Source organism: Streptomyces sp. NPDC051064, assembly GCF_044455985.1.
Lineage (GTDB): Bacteria > Actinomycetota > Actinomycetes > Streptomycetales > Streptomycetaceae > Streptomyces.
This window is the reverse complement of record NZ_JBITFK010000005.1, coordinates 103,213-120,057: the sequence shown is the minus strand read 5'-3', so window position 1 is coordinate 120,057 and position 16,845 is coordinate 103,213. Positions and strand designations below refer to the sequence as shown.

Below are 16,845 nucleotides of genomic sequence, written 5' to 3'. Positions count from 1 at the left end.
CTCACGATCTGGGACCATGGGCGCATGATCGATGCACGGCGGCTGCGCATCCTCCGTGCGGTGGCGGACCACCGCACGGTGACAGCCGCGGCCGCCGCGCTGTACCTGACCCCCTCCGCGGTCTCCCAGCAGCTCGCCGCCCTGGAGCAGGAGACCGGCCACCGGCTGGTCGAGCGGGGCGCGCGGGGGGCCCGGCTGACCGTGGCGGGGGAGATCCTGCTGACCCACGCCAACGCGGTCCTCGCCCAGCTGGAGCGGGCGGAGGCGGAGCTCGCCGACTACAGCGCGGGCGTCGCGGGGACGGTCACCATCGCCGCGTTCGCCACGGGGATCGGGCTCGTCCTCGCCCCCGCGATCGCCGAGCTCACCCGCACGGCCCCGGGCATCCGGGTCCGGGTGCAGGACGCCGAGGGCGACGCCAGCGTGCCGATGGTGCTGGACCGCCAGGCCGATGTGGCGGTCGCCGTCGAGTACCGGGGCGCGCCCGGTGACGACGACCGGCGGCTGACCCGGGTGCCGCTGTACTCCGAGCCCTTCGACGCGGTACTGCCGGTCGGCCACCGTCTCGCGGGCCAGGACCACGTCGCCCTCGCCGATCTCGCCAAGGACGCGTGGATCGGCCCGTACCCCGGCAACCCCTGTCACGACGTGGTGGTCCTCGCCTGCGAGTACGCCGGCTTCGAGCCCCGGCTGGAGCACTCGTCGGACGACTTCCACGCCGTCGTCGCCCTGGCCGGAGCGGGTGCCGGGGTGGCGCTCGTGCCCCGCTCGGCGCTGCGCGGCACGGAGCTCGGCCGGGTCGTCGTACGGCCCGTGGAGGGCGCCGCCCCGACCCGGCGGGTCTTCGCCGCCGTACGGCAGGGGGCCGAGGGGCACCCCCTGATCAAGCCGGTCCTGGAAGCACTGCGCGCGGCGGCCGGGCCGGCGTGACGTCCCGGCCAGGCGGTCACGCGGGTTGCAGCAGGTCCCACCGGTTGCCGTAGAGGTCCTCGAAGACCGCGACCGAACCGTACGTCTCGTGCCTCGGCTCCTCCAGGAAGCGGACCCCTGCGGCCCGCATCCGCTCGTGATCACGCACGAAGTCCTCCGTGTGCAGGAAGAAACCGACCCGGCCGCCCGTCTGCGCCCCGACGCTCGCGAGCTGGGCCTCGTCCTTGGCGCGTGCCAGCAGCAGCCCCGTGCCCGTGGTGCCACGCGGCCGCACGACGACCCAGCGGGAGCCGTCGCCGCGGTCCGTGTCCTCCACCAGCTCGAAGCCGAGGGCGTCGGTGTAGTAGGAGAGAGCCTCGTCGTAGTCGCGGACGACCAGCGTGACCAGGGCGATGTAAGACATGGGGACCTCGTCCTCGATGTACGGACACTGCGTGAGTTATACGTAACACTAACGTGCCCCGGGCCCCTGCGGGGACAATGCCCGTCATGGACACGATCGACCTCGCCGCGCTGGCGGACCGCGCCCGGGGCCTCGCCGCCGGGGGCCACCGCCGCATCCTCGGCATCGCGGGTGCGCCCGGAGCCGGGAAGTCCACGCTGGCCGCCCGGATCGTCGAACGGCTCGAAGGCCGTGCGGTCCTCGTCCCGATGGACGGCTTCCACCTGGCGGGGGCGGAGCTGGAACGTCTCGGCCGGGCCGACCGCAAGGGCGCCCCCGACACCTTCGACCCCGCCGGATACGCGGCCCTGCTCCGGCGGCTGCGCGACTCCGAGGGCCAGGACCCGGTGTACGCGCCCGCTTTCGACCGGGCGCTGGAGGAGCCGGTCGCCGGGTCCGTGCGCGTCCCGGCGGACATCCCGCTCGTCGTGACCGAGGGCAACTACCTCCTGCTGGACGAGGGGTCCTGGGCGCCGGTGCGCGGGCTCCTGGACGAGGTGTGGTTCCTGGACGCCGACCCGGGGCTGCGGGTGCGCAGGCTCGTGGACCGGCACGTGCGTTTCGGGAAGCCGCGCTCCTACGCGGAGCGCTGGGTCGCCGGCTCCGACGAGCGCAACGCCCGGCTGGTCGAGCGCCACCGCGACCGCGCCGACCTCGTCGTGCGGCTTCGCTGAGCGGAGCGAGGCACACCCGGAATCCTGCTCGCGTCCGCCCCGGCGGCCGGGCAGGATGCTGTGTGCCGCGTCGCCCCGCCAGGAGGTCCTCATGTCCAGCACCGACCAGCCCGTGCCCTTCACCGCCGACGACTACCGGGCCAGGATGGCCCGCGCCGCCGAGACGGCCGACGCGGCGGGCCTGGCCGGCGTGCTCGTCGCGCCCGGCCCCGACATGGTCCACCTCACCGGCTACCGGCCGACCGCGGACACCGAGCGCCTCACCCTGCTCGTCCTGCGGGCGGGTCACGAACCCGTCCTCGTCGTACCGGCCCTGGAGGCGGCTGACGCGGAACGCGCGCCGGGTTCCCCCGCGCTCGCCCTCAGGGAGTGGACCGACGCGGCGAACCCCTACACCCTGACCGCCGGACTGCTGCACGCCAAGGGCCGGTTCGGGATCAGCGACAACGCCTGGGCGCTGCATCTGCTGGCCCTGCGCAAGCTCCTCCCCGACTCCTCCTACGCCTCGCTCACCGAGGCCCTGCCGATGCTGCGCGCGGTCAAGGACGCGGCCGAGCTGGAGCGGCTCGCCGCCGCGGGGGCCGCCGCCGACGCGACGTACGAGCAGATCCTGAAGGTCCGCTTCTCCGGTCGGCGGGAGAGCGACGTGGCCGCCGATCTGGCCGCCCTGCTCACGGAACACGGGCACTCCCAGGTCGACTTCACCGTGGTCGGCTCCGGCCCGAACGGTGCCAACCCGCACCACGAGGCGGGCGACCGCACCATCGAGGGGGGCGACATGGTCGTCCTGGACTTCGGCGGGCTGATGCACGGCTACGGCTCCGACACCTCCCGCACGGTCCATGTCGGCGAACCCAGCGCCGAGGAACAGCGGGTCCATGATGTCGTACGGGAGGCGCAGGAGGCAGGCTGCCGTGCGGTCCGGCCCGGGGTCGCATGCCAGGAGATCGACCGGGCGGCCCGTGCCGTCATCACGGAGTTCGGCTACGGCGAACGCTTCATCCACCGCACCGGCCACGGCATCGGCGTCACCACCCATGAACCGCCCTACATGATCGAGGGCGAGGAGCAGCCGCTGGTCCCCGGAATGTGCTTCTCCGTCGAGCCGGGCATCTACCTCCCGGGCCGCTTCGGCGTCCGCATCGAGGACATCGTCACGGTCACGGAGAGCGGAGGCAGGCGGCTGAACACCACCGCGCGTGAACTGGCGGTCGTCGAGTAGCGGCTGCTGCCGGGACCGGGCCGGGGCCCCGGCCCGGTCCCGGCGGAACGCCCTCGCTCACACGAGCCGAGCGGGGCGCGTGACCTCCCAGGCCGCCTCGATCATCCGGAAGATCTCGTCCACCGCTCCATCCGGATCGGCCGCCTCACGGGCCAGCGCATGGGCGTCGACCACGAACCGCGCGATCGCCCGGCTCGCCGTCGTGCCCCGCGACAGTCCGGGATCGGCGGCGATGGCCGTAGCCAGCGTCTCCGCGTGGCGCAGCCTCATCGACTCCTCGTACTTCCGCAGGGCGGGCGATCCGTCGATCATGCGCCAGATCGGCGCGGCGTCGCGCGCCGTGCAGTGCCGCACCATGGCCCGGATCTCGCGCTGCAGCGCGGGGATGAGCGGCTCGTGCGGGGCCCGTCCGGTGACCGCCCGCGTGAGGCGTTGCTCGAAGTCCTCGTCCTGCTCGAAGACCAGGGCCTCTTTCGAGGCGAAGTGGGAGAAGAGAGTGGTCACGGCCACATCCGCCTCGGCGGCCACATCACGGATGCCCACCGCGTCGTAACCGCGTTCCAGGAAGAGCCGCAGGGCGGCGTCGGCGATCTTCTGGCGGGTCGCGGCTTTCTTGCGCTCACGGCGTCCGGGCGGCTCGGTCATGCCCGAACGCTATCAGCTAGGAAACCATAACCGTTCCAAAAGGCTAACCGTTAGTGCTACGGTCCACCGCATGAAGAAAGTGAGCTTCGCCGAGTTCGGCGGCCCGGACGTCCTGCACCTCATCGATGCCGAGGAGCCCCATGCGGGTCCCGGCCGGATACGCGTCGCCGTGCGGGCGGCGGGCGTGAATCCCGTCGACTGGAGGGTCCGTGAGGGCCAGATGCTGAAGGCCCATCCGATCGAACTGCCCGCCGGAGTCGGGCTGGACGCCGCCGGGGTGGTGGACGAGGTCGGCGAGGGCGTCGAGGGGGTCGAGGCCGGCGACCACGTGTTCGGCGAGGGCTCCAGCACCTATGCCGAGTTCGCCGTCCTGTCGGCCTGGGCCCGCATGCCCGAGGGGCTGACGTTCCAGGAAGCCGCCGGGTACCCCTCCGTGGTCGAGACCGCGCTGCGCATCATCCGCGAGGCCGGCGTGCGGCCCGGAGAGACGCTGCTGGTCAGCGGTGCGTCCGGGGGGGTCGGGTCGGTGGTGCTGCAGATCGCCCGCGACCGCGGCATCGCGGTGATCGGCACCGCCGGGGCCGCCAACCAGGACTATCTGCGGAGCCTGGGCGCCCTCGCCACGACATACGGCGACGGCTGGGCCGAGCGGGTGCGGCGGCTCGGCCATGTCGACGCGGCGCTCGATCTGGCCGGCTCGGGCGTGATCCGCGAGCTCGTCGGGCTGACGGGGGATCCGCGGAAGGTGGTCTCCATCGCCGACCTCGACGCACCGGCGCTCGGCGTCCGGTTCTCCGGCGTGGCCGGGAGCGTGCCGGACGCGCTCGCCGAGGCCGCCCGCCTCATCTCGCTGGGGAAGCTCCACATCCCGGTCGAGAAGTCCTACACGCTCGCCGAGGCCGCGGCGGCGCACATCGACAGCCAGGCCGGTCACTCGCGTGGGCGCCGGGTCATGGTCGTCTGAGCCGTCCGCCCGGTCGTACGGCGTCGCGAGAGTGAACGCCCTTGGCCGGGCCATGAGTTGCCCGTCGCCGGAGGCGGAAGCACCCTCACGGTCGTAGGATCCGTACGGTCCTCGCACCGGCGAGCACCGTACGAGGGGGGACGCCGGATGGTCGGCATGCTGACGATGAGTCACCCGCGGCGACAGGAGGGCGTGGCTCCCGAGCCGGTCGCCCGCAAGATCGACCTCTTCGTCAAGCCGGGACCGTCCCGGACCGTGGGCCACGTGGAACGGGAGCTGTCGCCGGGCGGTGTGCCCGCCTATCTCGCGGCCCGGGGCAGCGGCGCACGCTCCTTCGTCCTGTGGGCGGACGAGTACCGCGGGGCGCGGGTCGCCACCGTGGTGACCGCCTCCTGCGCGAAGGGCGTCTCGGTCTACCAGGTACTCGGCGCGCAGGGGGAGCTCCTGTGCACCCTCGTACGCGAGAAGGCGTTCAGGAAAGGGCTGCGCACCCGGTGGACGGTGAGCCGGTCCGGCGCACCCGACGCTGTGGGATACAAGGGCCGGATCGTCTGGTGGTGCGTGTGGTGGCTGTTCTCGCCTCTGCTGCCGTTCCTCTTCCTGGCGGCCGTGTTCAACGGTGGCGGCGACCTTCCTCGTTCGCCGGGCCGCATCATCTGGCGCGAGGGCGGCCGGGTGCCCCTGGAATTCAAGGCGCACGGAAACCAGGTGCACCTCCAGGAAGCGTTCCTGGACCCGCGGTCAGGGGCCGCCGTACTGGCCCTTGTCCGTTCCTTCGACGGCATGCTGAACGCGTGGGACAGAGGGACATTCTGACGCCCGGCACCGGGCGCGGTCTCAGTCGTCGGCCAGCACCACGCACGACTCCGGCGGCAGGTGCAGCACCCCGTCGCCGCCCGGGGCCTCGGCCGGCTCCCAGGCGGCCAGCACCCTGCCCCCGGGCGCACGGTGGCGGCCGGCTCCCAGCGGGATGGCGGCGGGCTTCCCGGACAGGTTGACCGCGATCCGCAGATCGCCCCGCCGGTAGGCGATCCAGCGGGCCTCCTCGTCGTACGCCGTCCGCACCGACGCCAGATCCGGATCGGAGAGGTCCGGGAGGGCGCGGCGCAAGGCGATCAGCTCGCGGTACCAGCCGAGCAGCCGGGCGTGGGGCTCGCGCTCCGGTTCGCTCCAGTCGAGGCAGGAGCGGGCCCGGGTGGCCGGGTCCTGCGGATCGGGGATGTCCTCCTCGGCCCAGCCGTGCGCCGCGAACTCCCGCCGCCTGCCGTCGCGTACGGCGCGGGCGAGCTCCGGGTCGGTGTGGTCGGTGAAGAACTGCCACGGGGTGCGGGCGCCCCACTCCTCGCCCATGAAGAGCATCGGGGTGAACGGCCCGGTGAGCACGAGCGCCGCGGCGCACGCCTGGAGCCCGGGGGAGAGCCCGGCGGCGAGCCGGTCGCCGAGGGCACGGTTGCCGATCTGGTCATGGGTCTGGGCGTACCCCACGAAACGGTGGGCGGGTGCCCGCGTGACGTCGACCGGGCGGCCGTGCGTGCGGCCCCGGAAGCTGGAGTACGTACCGTTGTGGAAGAACGCCCTGGTCACGGTCTTGGCGAGGGCCGCCAGCGGGGCGGCCGCGAAGTCGGCGTAGTAGCCCTGGGACTCGCCGGTGAGCGCGGTGTGCAGGGCGTGGTGGAAGTCGTCGTTCCACTGGGCGTGCAGCCCGATGCCGCCCTCCGTGCGCGGAGCGGTCGTCCGCGGGTCGCAGAGATCGGACTCCGCGATCAGCCCGAGCGGTCTGCCGAGCTCCGAGGCGAGGGCGTCGACGGCCGTGGAGAGCTCCTCCAGGAAGGTGAGCGCCCTGCCGTCGGCCAGCGCGTGGACGGCGTCCAGGCGCAGGCCGTCCAGGCGGTAGTCCCGCAGCCAGGCGAGCGCACTGCCCAGCAGATACGCGCGCACCTCGTCCGAGCCGGGGGCGTCGAGATTGACGGCCGAACCCCAGGGGGTGTGGTGCCTGTCCGTGAAGTACGGGCCGAAGGCCGGCAGGTAGTTGCCCGAGGGGCCCAGGTGGTTGTGGACCACGTCCAGGACGACCGCGAGCCCCAGACCGTGCGCCGTGTCGACGAAGCGCTTCAGCCCTGCCGGGCCCCCGTAGGGTTCGTGCACCGCCCAGAGGGACACCCCTTCGTACCCCCACCCGTGCGTGCCGGGGAACGGACAGACGGGCATCAGCTCCACATGGGTGATGCCGAGGTCCACGAGGCTCCCGAGCCGCTCGGCCGCGGCGTCGAAGGTGCCCGACTCGGTGAACGTGCCGATGTGCAGCTCGTAGAGGACGGCGCCCGGCATCCCGCGCCCCGCCCAGACGGTGCGCCAGTCGTGGGCGCCGTGGTCGACGACCGCGCTCTCGCCGTCGGGCCCGTCCGGCTGGCGGCGGGAGCGCGGATCGGGCAGCACGGGGCCGTCGTCGAGCGAGAACCCGTAACGGTCCCCGTCCGCCGCCTCGGCCTCCGCGGTCCACCAGCCCGCACGCAGCGGGTCCCGCTCCATCGGCCGGCGGCCGCCCGCCACGCACAGCGCGGCAGAGCCGGCCTCGGGGGCCCACACCTCGAACTGCATTCAGCACTCCTCGTCCATGAACCTGATGCCTCGCCACAGGCCCCACGATCGGCGGAATTCGCACGCACGGCCCCAGGACACTGGAACGAGCCCGTAACTGGCGATTAGGGTCTGGTCCTGATCATTGCCCTACCGCGTTCTGCTCATTCGCGGCGAGCCCGGGCAGTAATACAAGGTCCCTCTTACGGCTGCTGGAGGCCGAGATGACCGTGCCGACCTTCCCACCCGGCTTCCTCTGGGGTGCCTCCGCCTCCGCTTTCCAGACGGAAGGGGCCTTCGACGCCGACGGCAAGGGGCCCTCCGGCTGGGACGCCTTCGCCGCCCAGCCCGGCCGTATCAAGGACGGCACCGACACCACCCGGGGCACCGGCTTCCACGAGCACTACCGCGAGGACGTCGCCCTGCTCGCCGGACTCGGCGCGGACGCCTTCCGCTTCTCCATCAGCTGGCCCCGGGTCGTCCCCGGCGGCAGCGGCGCGCTCAACCCGGCGGGGCTGGACTTCTACGACCGGCTCGTCGACGAACTCTGCGCCCACGGCATCACCCCGGCCCCGACGCTCTACCACTGGGACACGCCGCTCCCGCTGGACGAGGCGGGCGGCTGGCTCAACCGGGACACCGCCTACCGCTTCGCCGAGTACGCGGGCATCGTCGCCGAACGCCTCGCCGACCGGGTCCCCATGTGGATCACCATCAACGAACCGGCCGAGGTCACCATGCTCGGCTACGCGCTCGGCGAGCACGCCCCCGGCCGCACGCTCCTCTTCGACGCCCTGCCGGCCGCCCACCACCAACTGCTCGCGCACGGACTGGCCGTACGGGCGCTGCGCGCCGCCGGAGCCGGCAACATCGGCATCGCGCTCTCCCACTCACCCGTGTGGACGGCGGGGGATTCGGACGAGGACCGCATGGGCGCGGAACTCTACGACACCCTGACCAACTGGCTGTTCGCCGACCCGGTCCTCACCGGACGCTATCCCGACGAGGGCTTCGCCGCGCTGATGCCGGGGCCGGTCGAGGACGACCTCAAGGTCATCTCGGCGCCCCTCGACTGGTACGGCGTCAACTACTACAACCCGACGCTCGTCGGCGCCCCGCGCCCCGAAGCGCTCGGCTCGTTCTCCGGCTACACCCTGCCCGAGGGACTTCCCTTCGGCATCAGGGAGATCGAGGGCTACGACACCACCGACTTCGGCTGGCCCGTCGTCCCCGAGGGGCTCGCCGAGACCCTCGGTCAGCTGAGGGACCGCTTCGGCGACCGGCTGCCGCCCGTCTACATCACGGAGAACGGCTGCGCCGTCGACGAGCCCGTCGCCGACGGCCGCCGCATCGCCTTCCTTGAAGGGCACCTGGAGGCGCTGCGTACGGCCATCGACGCGGGCGTCGACGTGCGCGGCTACTTCACCTGGTCGCTCACCGACAACGTCGAATGGACCGAGGGCGCCAGCAAGCGGTTCGGCCTGGTCCACATCGACTACGAGACGCTGCGCCGCACGCCCAAGGAGTCGTACGCCTGGTACCGCGACGTGATCAGCGCCCAGCGCACCGGGGGCTCGCAGGGGACGGCGCTCACACCAGGTGGACACGCTCCTGCGTGATGCGGTGACCGGCCCGGGCGAACGCGGCCGCCATCGGCGTGTTGCCCCGGTCCGTCGCCCCCGCGACGGACGTCGCGCCCTCGGCCGCCAGGAAGTGGGTGCACTCGACGAGCAGGTCGTAGCCGTAGCCGTGACCGCGCTGCTCCGGTACGACCCCGATGAAGCCGATGCAGGGCCCGCCCGGGTTGCGGGCCGGCACATGGATGCCCGCCGGACCGCCGTCCGGGGTGTACGCGAGCTGCCACCAGGAGCGGGGAGACGGGCACCAGTTGAAGAAGTCCAGCTCCTCCTGGGCGGCCTGCTCCAGACCACCCGGGCCCTCGATGGTGCGCCGGGCGTGGGCGTCCAGCGTCTCGGAGTGGACCCGGCGCAGGACCTCCAGGACCACCGCGTCGTCGGGTTCCTCGCGGAACTCCAGCCGGCCGGGCCGCTCGGGCAGCCCGTCGGCGGGCGTCCACTCGTAGCGGTAGCGTTCGACCAGCGGCTTCATACCGGCCGCCTCGGCCGCCGCGATCCGCGCCGAGGCCGCCGCCCGGACCGCGGGCACGTCCCGCCAGCGGGGCGGCAGGATCAGCTCGTACTCGACGGACCACGGGGCACGGCGCAGCAGTTCGGTGCCCGCGGCGTCCTCGCCTTCGGCGAAGTCGAAGTAGTTGAGCAGCACGGGCTCGGTGTCCTCGGGCCCGCCCCACCAGGCCGCCCTGGCGACGACGACGCCGTCGCGCAGGGCCACCCAGGTCCACTCGGGCCGGTACTCGCCGCCCTCGTCCACGGTGGCGTAGCGGTGGCCGAACGCGGCACGTCCGACGAGAGAGGGACCCTGCAGGGAATCGAAGAGATGTGCGTCGCTCGGGGTGAGCGAACGGATGACCGGAACGGTCATGGTGGTGTCCTCCGGGACTCGGCGCCCCCGGTCAGACCGAGTCCGACACCGTCCTGCGGACGGGACGGGAGCGCGTGAACGTGGTGCTACGGATGGTGCCGGTGTCACGCACGTGTCTCGCCTCCTTCCTCGTCCGGGGCAGGCGCCCGAGCGGGTGCCGGGCGCCGACGTTACGGCCTCCGGCACCCCACGTCCACCGGTTTACGGCTGGTCCCACACCATGTCGAAGGCCCGCTCGAAGTTGACGTACCCCAGGCGCTCGAAGGACCTCGCCATCGGGACGTTGCCGAGGTCGGTCGCCGCCCTGATCCGCTCCACGCCCTCCTGCGCGGCGAGCACCCGGGTCCCCTCGGCCAGGATGTCGTCGATGTAGCCGTGGCCCCGGTGCGCCGGCAGCACCCCGATGTAGCTGATCATCGGGTGGTAGTTGTTGCGCGCCGGAACGACGAAGCCCACCGGCTCACCGTCCGGCAACTCCGCGATCCTCCACCACTCCTGAGGCGTCCTGAGACCGGCGAACTCCTCGTCGTACTGCTTCTCCGCCGCCTCGCGGGCACTCAGGCCGGAGGCCAGGTCCGCCTGGCCGTGGGCGTCCAGGGTGCCTTCCATCACCGGGGTCATCAGCGCGACGAGGTCCTCGCGTCCGGTGACCCGGCGGAACACCAGCCGGCCGGTGTCCTCGGGCACCGGTGTGCCGGCCCGCCACTCCAGACGCAGCCGCTCGACCAGCATCCGGGCGCCGCTCGCCTCCATGACCCGTATCCGGGCCTCGACGACCTCGCGGGCGGCGGGGTCCTCGCGCCAGTCCGGCGGGATGTAGCGACCGTACTCGGGCCGGGCGGACCCGGCGGGAACGACCGCGGCGGTCGCCTTCTCGACCAGTTCGAGCCCGATCGTCCCGCGCTCCGGCTCCGGCAGGGTGTCGTCCAGGTCGAAGAAGTCCAGGAGCTGAGGGCTGCCGCCCTCCTGGCCCGTCCACCAGGCGATCCGCCCCACCACGCGGTCGCCGCGCAGGGCCACCCACATCCACTCGGGGCGGCGACGGCCCGTGGCGAGGTCGTCGGCGAGCTCATGGTCGAGCACGTAGGGCAGCCGGAGGAAGAGACCGAGTTCGTCCGCTCCGGTGAGCGGACGGATGGTCAGTTCCGATGGTGCAGGGGTCACAGAGTCTCCTCGACGCGAGGCCGCCTACCACGGCGGCAGCGCGCGAGGATAACAAGTCCCGGGCCCCCGGCGAGCGGCATTTACCCACTGCGGCGCAGGTCAGGGTGGCCGGAAACGGGCATCGTCTGGACACCTCGGGCCTGTCGGCCCGACAATCGGTGCTGTGACGTCCTCCTTCGAGCACTACACGTATCCCGCGCGGCTCTCGGACGCCGAGCGCGACCGTGTACTCGGTGTGCTCAGAGACGGCGCCGCACAGGGCAAGCTCTCCCACGACACGTTCCTGCGACGCATGGAACTCGCCCTGACCGCCCGGCGCTCAGAGGAGCTGAAGGCGCTCACCTCGGACCTGGAGTCGGGCGGGCGCTGGTCCCGCGGCCTGTTCCGCGCGGTGGGCGGGGTCTCCGCCTTTCCGGCCCGGGTGCGCAGGGCGTGGCAGTCCGAGCGGCTGCCCAGACTCCTGCTGCCCGTGCCCGGACCGCACCCGCTGCGCATCGGCCGCGACCCGGGCAACGGACTCCGGCTCAGCCACGAGACGGTGTCGCGCCTGCACGCCGAACTGACCGCGCACGGCAGCCGGTGGATCCTGCGCGACCTGGGCTCGACGAACGGCACCTGCGTCAACGGCCAGCGGGTCGTCGGCTCGGTCGTGGTGCGCGACGGCGACCAGGTGAGCTTCGGCCGGATGACCTTCCGGCTCTGCGCGTCGCTGCCCCTGCCCCCTTCTTGAGTGAGCGCCCCGTTCAGCGCGCCACCCTCACCATCAGTGCCACCGGCCGGTCCGCGAAGAGCTCCGCAACCGGGACCACGGGTCCGGTGATCTCCCGCCCGGCGGACAGGAGATCGCTCCACGGTCCCTCGTCGGGCAGCGCCAGCTCCGTGTCGCGCCAGCCGCCCTCCTCGTCGAGCCGGAGCGACAGCCGGGTCACCGCCGTGACCACCTCGCCGGACCGGCAGAACGCCAGACAGTGCGCGGCCGCCGGGCCCCGCGCCGCCAGCGGGGCGTAGGTGCCCGACTCGCCGAAGAGCTCAGGGCGCTCCCGGCGCAGCCGCAGCGCGGCCGTGGTCAGCGCCGCCTTCTCGTCCTCGTCCCCGAAGGGCCTGCTGAACGGCTTCCGGTTGTCCGGGTCGACCAGCGCGATGTACTCCCGCTCCGTGCCCTGATACAGATCGGGCACCCCGGGCATCGTCAGATGCACCAGCGCGGCACCCAGCACATTGGCCCGCACGAAGGGGGCGAGCGTGTCCGCGAAGCCGGTCATCATCGACCGGGCCTCGCCCGCGTCGCTGCCCGGACCGGCCGCCACGAAATCGGTCACCGCCCGCTCGTACGCGGGATCCGGCTCCGTCCAGCTGGTGAACAGCCCCGCCTCGCGCACGGACTTCAGCAGCGCGGGCTCCAGCCTGGCCGCCATCTCACCGGCGGGAAGGCCCGCGCAGCCGTACGCCGACTGCCAGGCCTGCCAGGCCAGCTGAGGGTCCGGGGCCGGCACGGAGGCCGCCCCGGCCAGCCGCGCGACCAGCGCGGACCACCGCTCGGGGCACTCGGAGAGGACCGCGATCCGGGCCCGTACGTCGCCGCTGCGTTTGGTGTCGTGGGTGGTCAGCACCGTGCCGGTGGCCGGCCAGTCCCGCGCGATCCGGGCACAGAAGGCGTGGAACTCCTCCGGGCCCACCGCCGGCCGGCCCGGGTCGCCCCCCACCTCGGTCGCCGAGATCAGCGGTACGTAGCGGTAGAACGCCGTGTCCTCCACCGACTTGGCGTGCAGCGCCGACGCGGTCTGCGCGAACCGGGCACAGAACGCCACGTGCTCCGGTCCGTCGCCGAGCCGGCCCAGCGCCAGATCCCGCACCACATCGACGGCGTCCGCCTCCTGGGCGACCGAGAACACCGCCCTGGCGTCCCGCACGGCCTCGGCCGGGAGCGTCGACTCCGCGATCTCCGTGAGCGGACCGCCCGCGGTCACGTACGGCCGGTAGACGGGCACCCGCACCAGCAGCTCACGCACCGCCGTGTGGAGCGCCCACGGCGCGTGGTCGAGCAGTGCGGCGTCCCCGGCGCACGCCTCGACGGCGAGGCGGGTCAGCCACTCCGTCTCGGCGGCCAGCTCATGGGTGACCACGCGGTACGCCGCGCGGCGGACGGTCGCGGTCCAGTAGCCGCCGCGGTCCCCGGGAGGGCCGGCGAAGTCCCGGTAGCGGCCCAGCAGGTCGGCCGCGCCCATCGGGTCGGTGAACACGCCGTCGATCCGGTGCAGCGCGTCGTAGCCGGTCGTCCCAGCGACCGCCCAGCCGGCCGGCAGGGCCTCCGGACCGGTGAGGATCTTCTCCACCACCGTCCACCGCCCGCCGGTGGCGTCACCGAGCCGTCCGAGATAGGAGGCGGGGTCGGCCAGCCCGTCGGGGTGGTCGATGCGCAGCCCGTCCACGACCCCGTCGCGGACAAGTTCGAGGATCTTGGCGTGGGTGGCCGCGAAGACCTCGGGGTGCTCCACCCGGACACCGATCAGATCGGAGATCGTGAAGAAGCGCCGGTAGTTCAGCTCCGTCCTGGCCAGCCGCCACCAGGCGAGCCGGTAGTGCTGGGCGGCCAGCAGCTCGTCCGGCGGGAGGTCCGCCGTCCCCTCACGCAGGGGGAACTCAAGGTCGCCGTAGCGGAGCACCGGCGTGCCGTCGTCCCGGGTGCCCGGCTCGATGCTGCCGCGCTCCTCGCCGAACCGCCCCGCCAGCACGGGCAGCAGCACCTTCCCGCCGCCCGCCGCCCAGTCGATGTCGAACCAGCGGGCGTACGGGGACTCCGGGCCCTCGCGCAGCACCTCCCAGAGCGGCAGGTTGTGCCGGGGCGCTGCGGCCATGTGGTTCGGCACGATGTCGAGGATCAGCCCGAGGCCGTGGGCGCGTGCCGTGACGGCCAGCTGCCGCAGCCCCTCCTCGCCCCCGAACTCGGCTCGCACCGTGTGGTGGTCGACGACGTCGTAGCCGTGCCCCGAGCCGGGCACGGCCTCCAGGACGGGGGACAGATGCAGATGGGAGACGCCGAGCTCGGCGATATACGGCACGGCGTCCGCGGCGGCGGCGAACGGGAAGTCCGGTTGGAGCTGCAGCCGGTACGTGGCGGTGGGCGTCATGGACTCGTACGTACCCAGCCGGACGCCCCTCTCCCACCTTCTGCGCCACCCGGACCGACCGGGCGGCCCCGCCCGGTCGGTCCGGTCACCCCAACGGCCGAAGACCGCCTACGCCGGACGCTTGAGCACCGTCAGGCTCCGCCCGACGAGCGTCACCCGCTCGCCCGCCGACACCTTGGGCCCCGCCCCCGGTGGTACGCCGTCCGGGATGGCCGTGTCCACGACGACCTGCCACTGCTTGCCGTGGTTCATCGGAACGGCGAACTCCAGCGTCTCGGCACCCGCGTTGAACATGAGCAGGAACGAGTCGTCGGAGATCCGCTCACCGCGCGGGCCCGGCTCCGAGATCGCGTGGCCGTTCAGGAAGACGGTCATGGCCTTGGCGTGCGCGGCCTGCCAGTCCCGCTGGGTCATCTCCTCACCCCTGGGGGTGAACCACGCGATGTCGGACAGCTCGTCGTGCGTGCCCTCCACCGGACGGCCGTGGAAGAAGCGTCTGCGCCGGAAGACGGGGTGGTCGCGGCGGAGCCAGACCATGGACCGGGTGAACTCCAGCAGGCTCGTGTCCGTGGAGCCGCCCTCCTCGTCGTCGTCCTCCGCGTGCGAGACGGCGGCCGGGTCGGGCCAGTGGACCCAGGAGAGCTCGTTGTCCTGGCAGTAGCCGTTGTTGTTGCCCCGCTGCGTCCGCGCGAACTCGTCGCCGTGACTCAGCATCGGCACGCCCTGGGAGAGCATCAGCGTGGCGATGAAGTTGCGCATCTGACGGCTGCGCAGCTCCAGGACCTCCTTGTCCTCGGTCTCGCCCTCCGCGCCGCAGTTCCACGAGCGGTTGTGGCTCTCGCCGTCCCGGTTGCCCTCACCGTTGGCGTCGTTGCGCTTCTCGTTGTACGAGACGAGGTCGTGCAGCGTGAAGCCGTCGTGGCAGGTGGTGAAGTTGATCGAGGCGAGCGGGCGCCTGCCGTCGTCCTGGTAGAGGTCCGAGGAACCCGTGAGCCGGCCGGCGAACTCCGCGAGGGTCCGTGGCTCGCCCCGCCAGAGGTCCCGCACCGTGTCCCGGTACTTGCCGTTCCACTCGGTCCACAGCGGCGGGAAGTTCCCCACCTGATAACCGCCCTCGCCCACGTCCCAAGGCTCGGCGATCAGCTTCACCTGGCTCACCACCGGGTCCTGCTGGACCAGGTCGAAGAACGAGGACAGCCGGTCCACCTCGTGGAACTGGCGTGCGAGTGTCGCGGCCAGGTCGAAGCGGAAGCCGTCCACGTGCATCTCGGTCACCCAGTACCGCAGGGAGTCCATGATCAGCTGGAGGACGTGCGGGGACCGCATCAGCAGGGAGTTCCCCGTGCCGGTGGTGTCCATGTAGTACTTCTGGTCGTCCGCCAGGCGGTAGTACGAGGCGTTGTCGAGGCCACGGAAGGAGAGCGTCGGACCGAGATGGTTGCCCTCGGCGGTGTGGTTGTAGACCACGTCGAGGATCACCTCGATGCCCGCCTGGTGCAGCGCCTTCACCGCCTGCTTGAACTCCAGCACCTGTTCACCGCGGTCACCCCAGGAGGCGTACGCGTTGTGCGGGGCGAAGAAGCCGATGGTGTTGTAACCCCAGTAGTTGGCCAGGCCGGCGTCGGCGAGACGGTGGTCCTGGACGAACTGGTGCACCGGCATCAGCTCGATCGCGGTGACGCCCAGCTCCGTCAGATGGGCGATGATCTCGGGGTGCGCGAGTCCCGCGTAGGTGCCGCGGAGCTCCTCGGGCAGGCCCGGGTGGAGCATCGTCAGGCCCTTCACATGGGCCTCGTAGATCACCGTGCGGTGGTAGTCGGTCCGCGGGCGGCGGTCGTCACCCCAGTCGAAGTACGGATTGACCACGACCGAGCTCATCGTGTGCGGTGCCGAGTCGAGGTCGTTGCGCTCGTCCGGCTTGCCGAACGGGTAGCCGTACACCGCCTCGCCCCACTGGATCTGCCCCGAGATCGCACGTGCGTACGGATCGAGGAGCAGTTTCGCCGAGTTGCAGCGCTGTCCGCGCTGCGGCTCGTACGGTCCGTGCACCCGGAAGCCGTAGCGCTGCCCCGGCATCACCCCGGGCAGATAGGCGTGACGGACGAAGGCGTCGGTCTCGCGGAGTTCCACCGCCGTTTCTGAACCGTCGTCGTGCAGAAGGCACAACTCGATCCGGTCGGCGGCCTCCGAGAAGACCGCGAAGTTGGTTCCGGCGCCGTCGTACGTGGCGCCGAGCGGATACGCGTGTCCCGGCCAGACCTGCATAGATAGGACTCTTCCACTTCTGATCCGGGTGCTGGGGGTTTTCGCCCCGATAATCCCCGAAAGACGGTCCCGTACCTAGTACGTCGACCGGTGCGGCCGGTTTCCGTCGTGGGATCCCACCTGGCCGGTCAACCTGGGACACCTTGGTGTCGCCCGGACAGGGGGCCCGGGCCGCCGGGCGGCTCCTCCGTCCGGTGTGCGGCGCGCGAGGGGGTGCGCAATCACTATGAACCATCTCACTCCACCCGATCTCACCGCAAGGAACGGGCCTGCGGCATAGGGGAGTTGAGTAAGGAGCCTGTGCATCCTGCTGCACCGGCTCCCGCTACCGG

Annotated in this window: 14 protein-coding genes; 7 read left to right on the top strand and 7 right to left on the bottom strand. The window is 72.3% G+C overall.

Features of this window, described 5'->3' with window-relative positions:
* The first annotated feature begins 24 nt into the window (after positions 1 to 24).
* Positions 25 to 930 carry a LysR family transcriptional regulator gene (locus ACIBCU_RS18765; RefSeq protein WP_399232490.1) on the top strand — a complete coding sequence of 302 codons (906 nt, stop codon included), beginning with the start codon at positions 25 to 27 and terminating at the stop codon, positions 928 to 930.
* Between the two features lie 16 nt (positions 931 to 946).
* Here ACIBCU_RS18765 and ACIBCU_RS18760 read toward each other — a convergent pair whose 3' ends face one another.
* Complete coding sequence (locus ACIBCU_RS18760) at positions 947 to 1,333, bottom strand: VOC family protein (RefSeq protein WP_362936588.1); 387 nt, start codon at positions 1,331 to 1,333, stop codon at positions 947 to 949.
* 86 nt (positions 1,334 to 1,419) lie between these two features.
* On the opposite strand from ACIBCU_RS18760, the gene ACIBCU_RS18755 reads away from it, so the two are divergent.
* A complete protein-coding gene (locus ACIBCU_RS18755) occupies positions 1,420 to 2,046 on the top strand; it encodes a nucleoside/nucleotide kinase family protein (RefSeq protein ID WP_362936591.1) in 627 nt (208 codons plus the stop codon).
* A 91-nt stretch (positions 2,047 to 2,137) separates the two neighbouring features.
* The gene (locus ACIBCU_RS18750) at positions 2,138 to 3,268 is read left to right on the top strand and encodes a M24 family metallopeptidase (RefSeq protein WP_399232487.1); all 1,131 of its coding nucleotides are present in this window, start codon (positions 2,138 to 2,140) and stop codon (positions 3,266 to 3,268) included.
* A 57-nt stretch (positions 3,269 to 3,325) separates the two neighbouring features.
* Here ACIBCU_RS18750 and ACIBCU_RS18745 read toward each other — a convergent pair whose 3' ends face one another.
* On the bottom strand, positions 3,326 to 3,913 hold the full coding sequence (locus ACIBCU_RS18745) for a helix-turn-helix domain-containing protein (protein WP_362936597.1): 588 nt from the start codon (positions 3,911 to 3,913) through the stop codon (positions 3,326 to 3,328).
* 70 nt (positions 3,914 to 3,983) lie between these two features.
* On the opposite strand from ACIBCU_RS18745, the gene ACIBCU_RS18740 reads away from it, so the two are divergent.
* Positions 3,984 to 4,877, top strand: a complete 894-nt coding sequence (locus ACIBCU_RS18740) for an NADP-dependent oxidoreductase (RefSeq protein ID WP_399232485.1) — start codon at positions 3,984 to 3,986, stop codon at positions 4,875 to 4,877.
* A 192-nt stretch (positions 4,878 to 5,069) separates the two neighbouring features.
* Positions 5,070 to 5,693: a hypothetical protein gene (locus tag ACIBCU_RS18735; RefSeq protein WP_399232483.1), complete on the top strand. Its 624-nt coding sequence runs from the start codon at positions 5,070 to 5,072 to the stop codon at positions 5,691 to 5,693.
* Between the two features lie 21 nt (positions 5,694 to 5,714).
* On the opposite strand, the gene treZ is transcribed toward ACIBCU_RS18735, so the two are convergent.
* A complete protein-coding gene (treZ, locus tag ACIBCU_RS18730; RefSeq protein WP_399232481.1) occupies positions 5,715 to 7,475 on the bottom strand; it encodes a malto-oligosyltrehalose trehalohydrolase in 1,761 nt (586 codons plus the stop codon).
* Positions 7,476 to 7,678: 203 nt separating this feature from the next.
* Between treZ and ACIBCU_RS18725 the strand changes: the two genes are divergently transcribed.
* Positions 7,679 to 9,073 carry a GH1 family beta-glucosidase gene (locus ACIBCU_RS18725; protein ID WP_399232479.1) on the top strand — a complete coding sequence of 465 codons (1,395 nt, stop codon included), beginning with the start codon at positions 7,679 to 7,681 and terminating at the stop codon, positions 9,071 to 9,073.
* On the opposite strand, the gene ACIBCU_RS18720 is transcribed toward ACIBCU_RS18725, so the two are convergent.
* Together ACIBCU_RS18720 and ACIBCU_RS18715 are read right to left on the bottom strand one after the other, a co-directional pair.
* Positions 9,045 to 9,956: a GNAT family N-acetyltransferase gene (locus ACIBCU_RS18720; protein ID WP_362936612.1), complete on the bottom strand. Its 912-nt coding sequence runs from the start codon at positions 9,954 to 9,956 to the stop codon at positions 9,045 to 9,047. The genes ACIBCU_RS18725 and ACIBCU_RS18720 overlap by 29 nt on opposite strands.
* A 201-nt stretch (positions 9,957 to 10,157) precedes the next feature.
* Positions 10,158 to 11,120, bottom strand: coding sequence for a GNAT family N-acetyltransferase (locus ACIBCU_RS18715; protein ID WP_362936615.1), 963 nt, complete (start codon positions 11,118 to 11,120; stop codon positions 10,158 to 10,160).
* A gap of 163 nt (positions 11,121 to 11,283) precedes the next feature.
* On the opposite strand from ACIBCU_RS18715, the gene ACIBCU_RS18710 reads away from it, so the two are divergent.
* Entirely contained in the window at positions 11,284 to 11,850 is a 567-nt protein-coding gene (locus tag ACIBCU_RS18710; protein ID WP_362936618.1) for a DUF1707 and FHA domain-containing protein, read from the top strand.
* A gap of 13 nt (positions 11,851 to 11,863) precedes the next feature.
* Here ACIBCU_RS18710 and treY read toward each other — a convergent pair whose 3' ends face one another.
* Positions 11,864 to 14,248: a malto-oligosyltrehalose synthase gene (gene treY, locus ACIBCU_RS18705; RefSeq protein WP_399232476.1), complete on the bottom strand. Its 2,385-nt coding sequence runs from the start codon at positions 14,246 to 14,248 to the stop codon at positions 11,864 to 11,866.
* Between the two features lie 108 nt (positions 14,249 to 14,356).
* Positions 14,357 to 16,513 (bottom strand): glycogen debranching protein GlgX, encoded by a 2,157-nt coding sequence (gene glgX, locus ACIBCU_RS18700; RefSeq protein ID WP_362936624.1) that lies wholly within the window; start codon positions 16,511 to 16,513, stop codon positions 14,357 to 14,359.
* Positions 16,514 to 16,845: the final 332 nt, after the last annotated feature.

What these genes read in the sequence shown, in the direction of transcription:
- ACIBCU_RS18765 (WP_399232490.1), top strand. Translation starts at nt 25, where the DNA reads ATGATCGATGCACGGCGGCTGCGCATCCTCCGTGCGGTGGCGGACCAC.
- ACIBCU_RS18760 (WP_362936588.1), bottom strand. Translation starts at nt 1,333, where the DNA reads ATGTCTTACATCGCCCTGGTCACGCTGGTCGTCCGCGACTACGACGAG.
- ACIBCU_RS18755 (WP_362936591.1), top strand. Translation starts at nt 1,420, where the DNA reads ATGGACACGATCGACCTCGCCGCGCTGGCGGACCGCGCCCGGGGCCTC.
- ACIBCU_RS18750 (WP_399232487.1), top strand. Translation starts at nt 2,138, where the DNA reads ATGTCCAGCACCGACCAGCCCGTGCCCTTCACCGCCGACGACTACCGG.
- ACIBCU_RS18745 (WP_362936597.1), bottom strand. Translation starts at nt 3,913, where the DNA reads ATGACCGAGCCGCCCGGACGCCGTGAGCGCAAGAAAGCCGCGACCCGC.
- ACIBCU_RS18740 (WP_399232485.1), top strand. Translation starts at nt 3,984, where the DNA reads ATGAAGAAAGTGAGCTTCGCCGAGTTCGGCGGCCCGGACGTCCTGCAC.
- treZ (WP_399232481.1), bottom strand. Translation starts at nt 7,475, where the DNA reads ATGCAGTTCGAGGTGTGGGCCCCCGAGGCCGGCTCTGCCGCGCTGTGC.
- ACIBCU_RS18725 (WP_399232479.1), top strand. Translation starts at nt 7,679, where the DNA reads ATGACCGTGCCGACCTTCCCACCCGGCTTCCTCTGGGGTGCCTCCGCC.
- ACIBCU_RS18720 (WP_362936612.1), bottom strand. Translation starts at nt 9,956, where the DNA reads ATGACCGTTCCGGTCATCCGTTCGCTCACCCCGAGCGACGCACATCTC.
- treY (WP_399232476.1), bottom strand. Translation starts at nt 14,248, where the DNA reads ATGACGCCCACCGCCACGTACCGGCTGCAGCTCCAACCGGACTTCCCG.
- glgX (WP_362936624.1), bottom strand. Translation starts at nt 16,513, where the DNA reads ATGCAGGTCTGGCCGGGACACGCGTATCCGCTCGGCGCCACGTACGAC.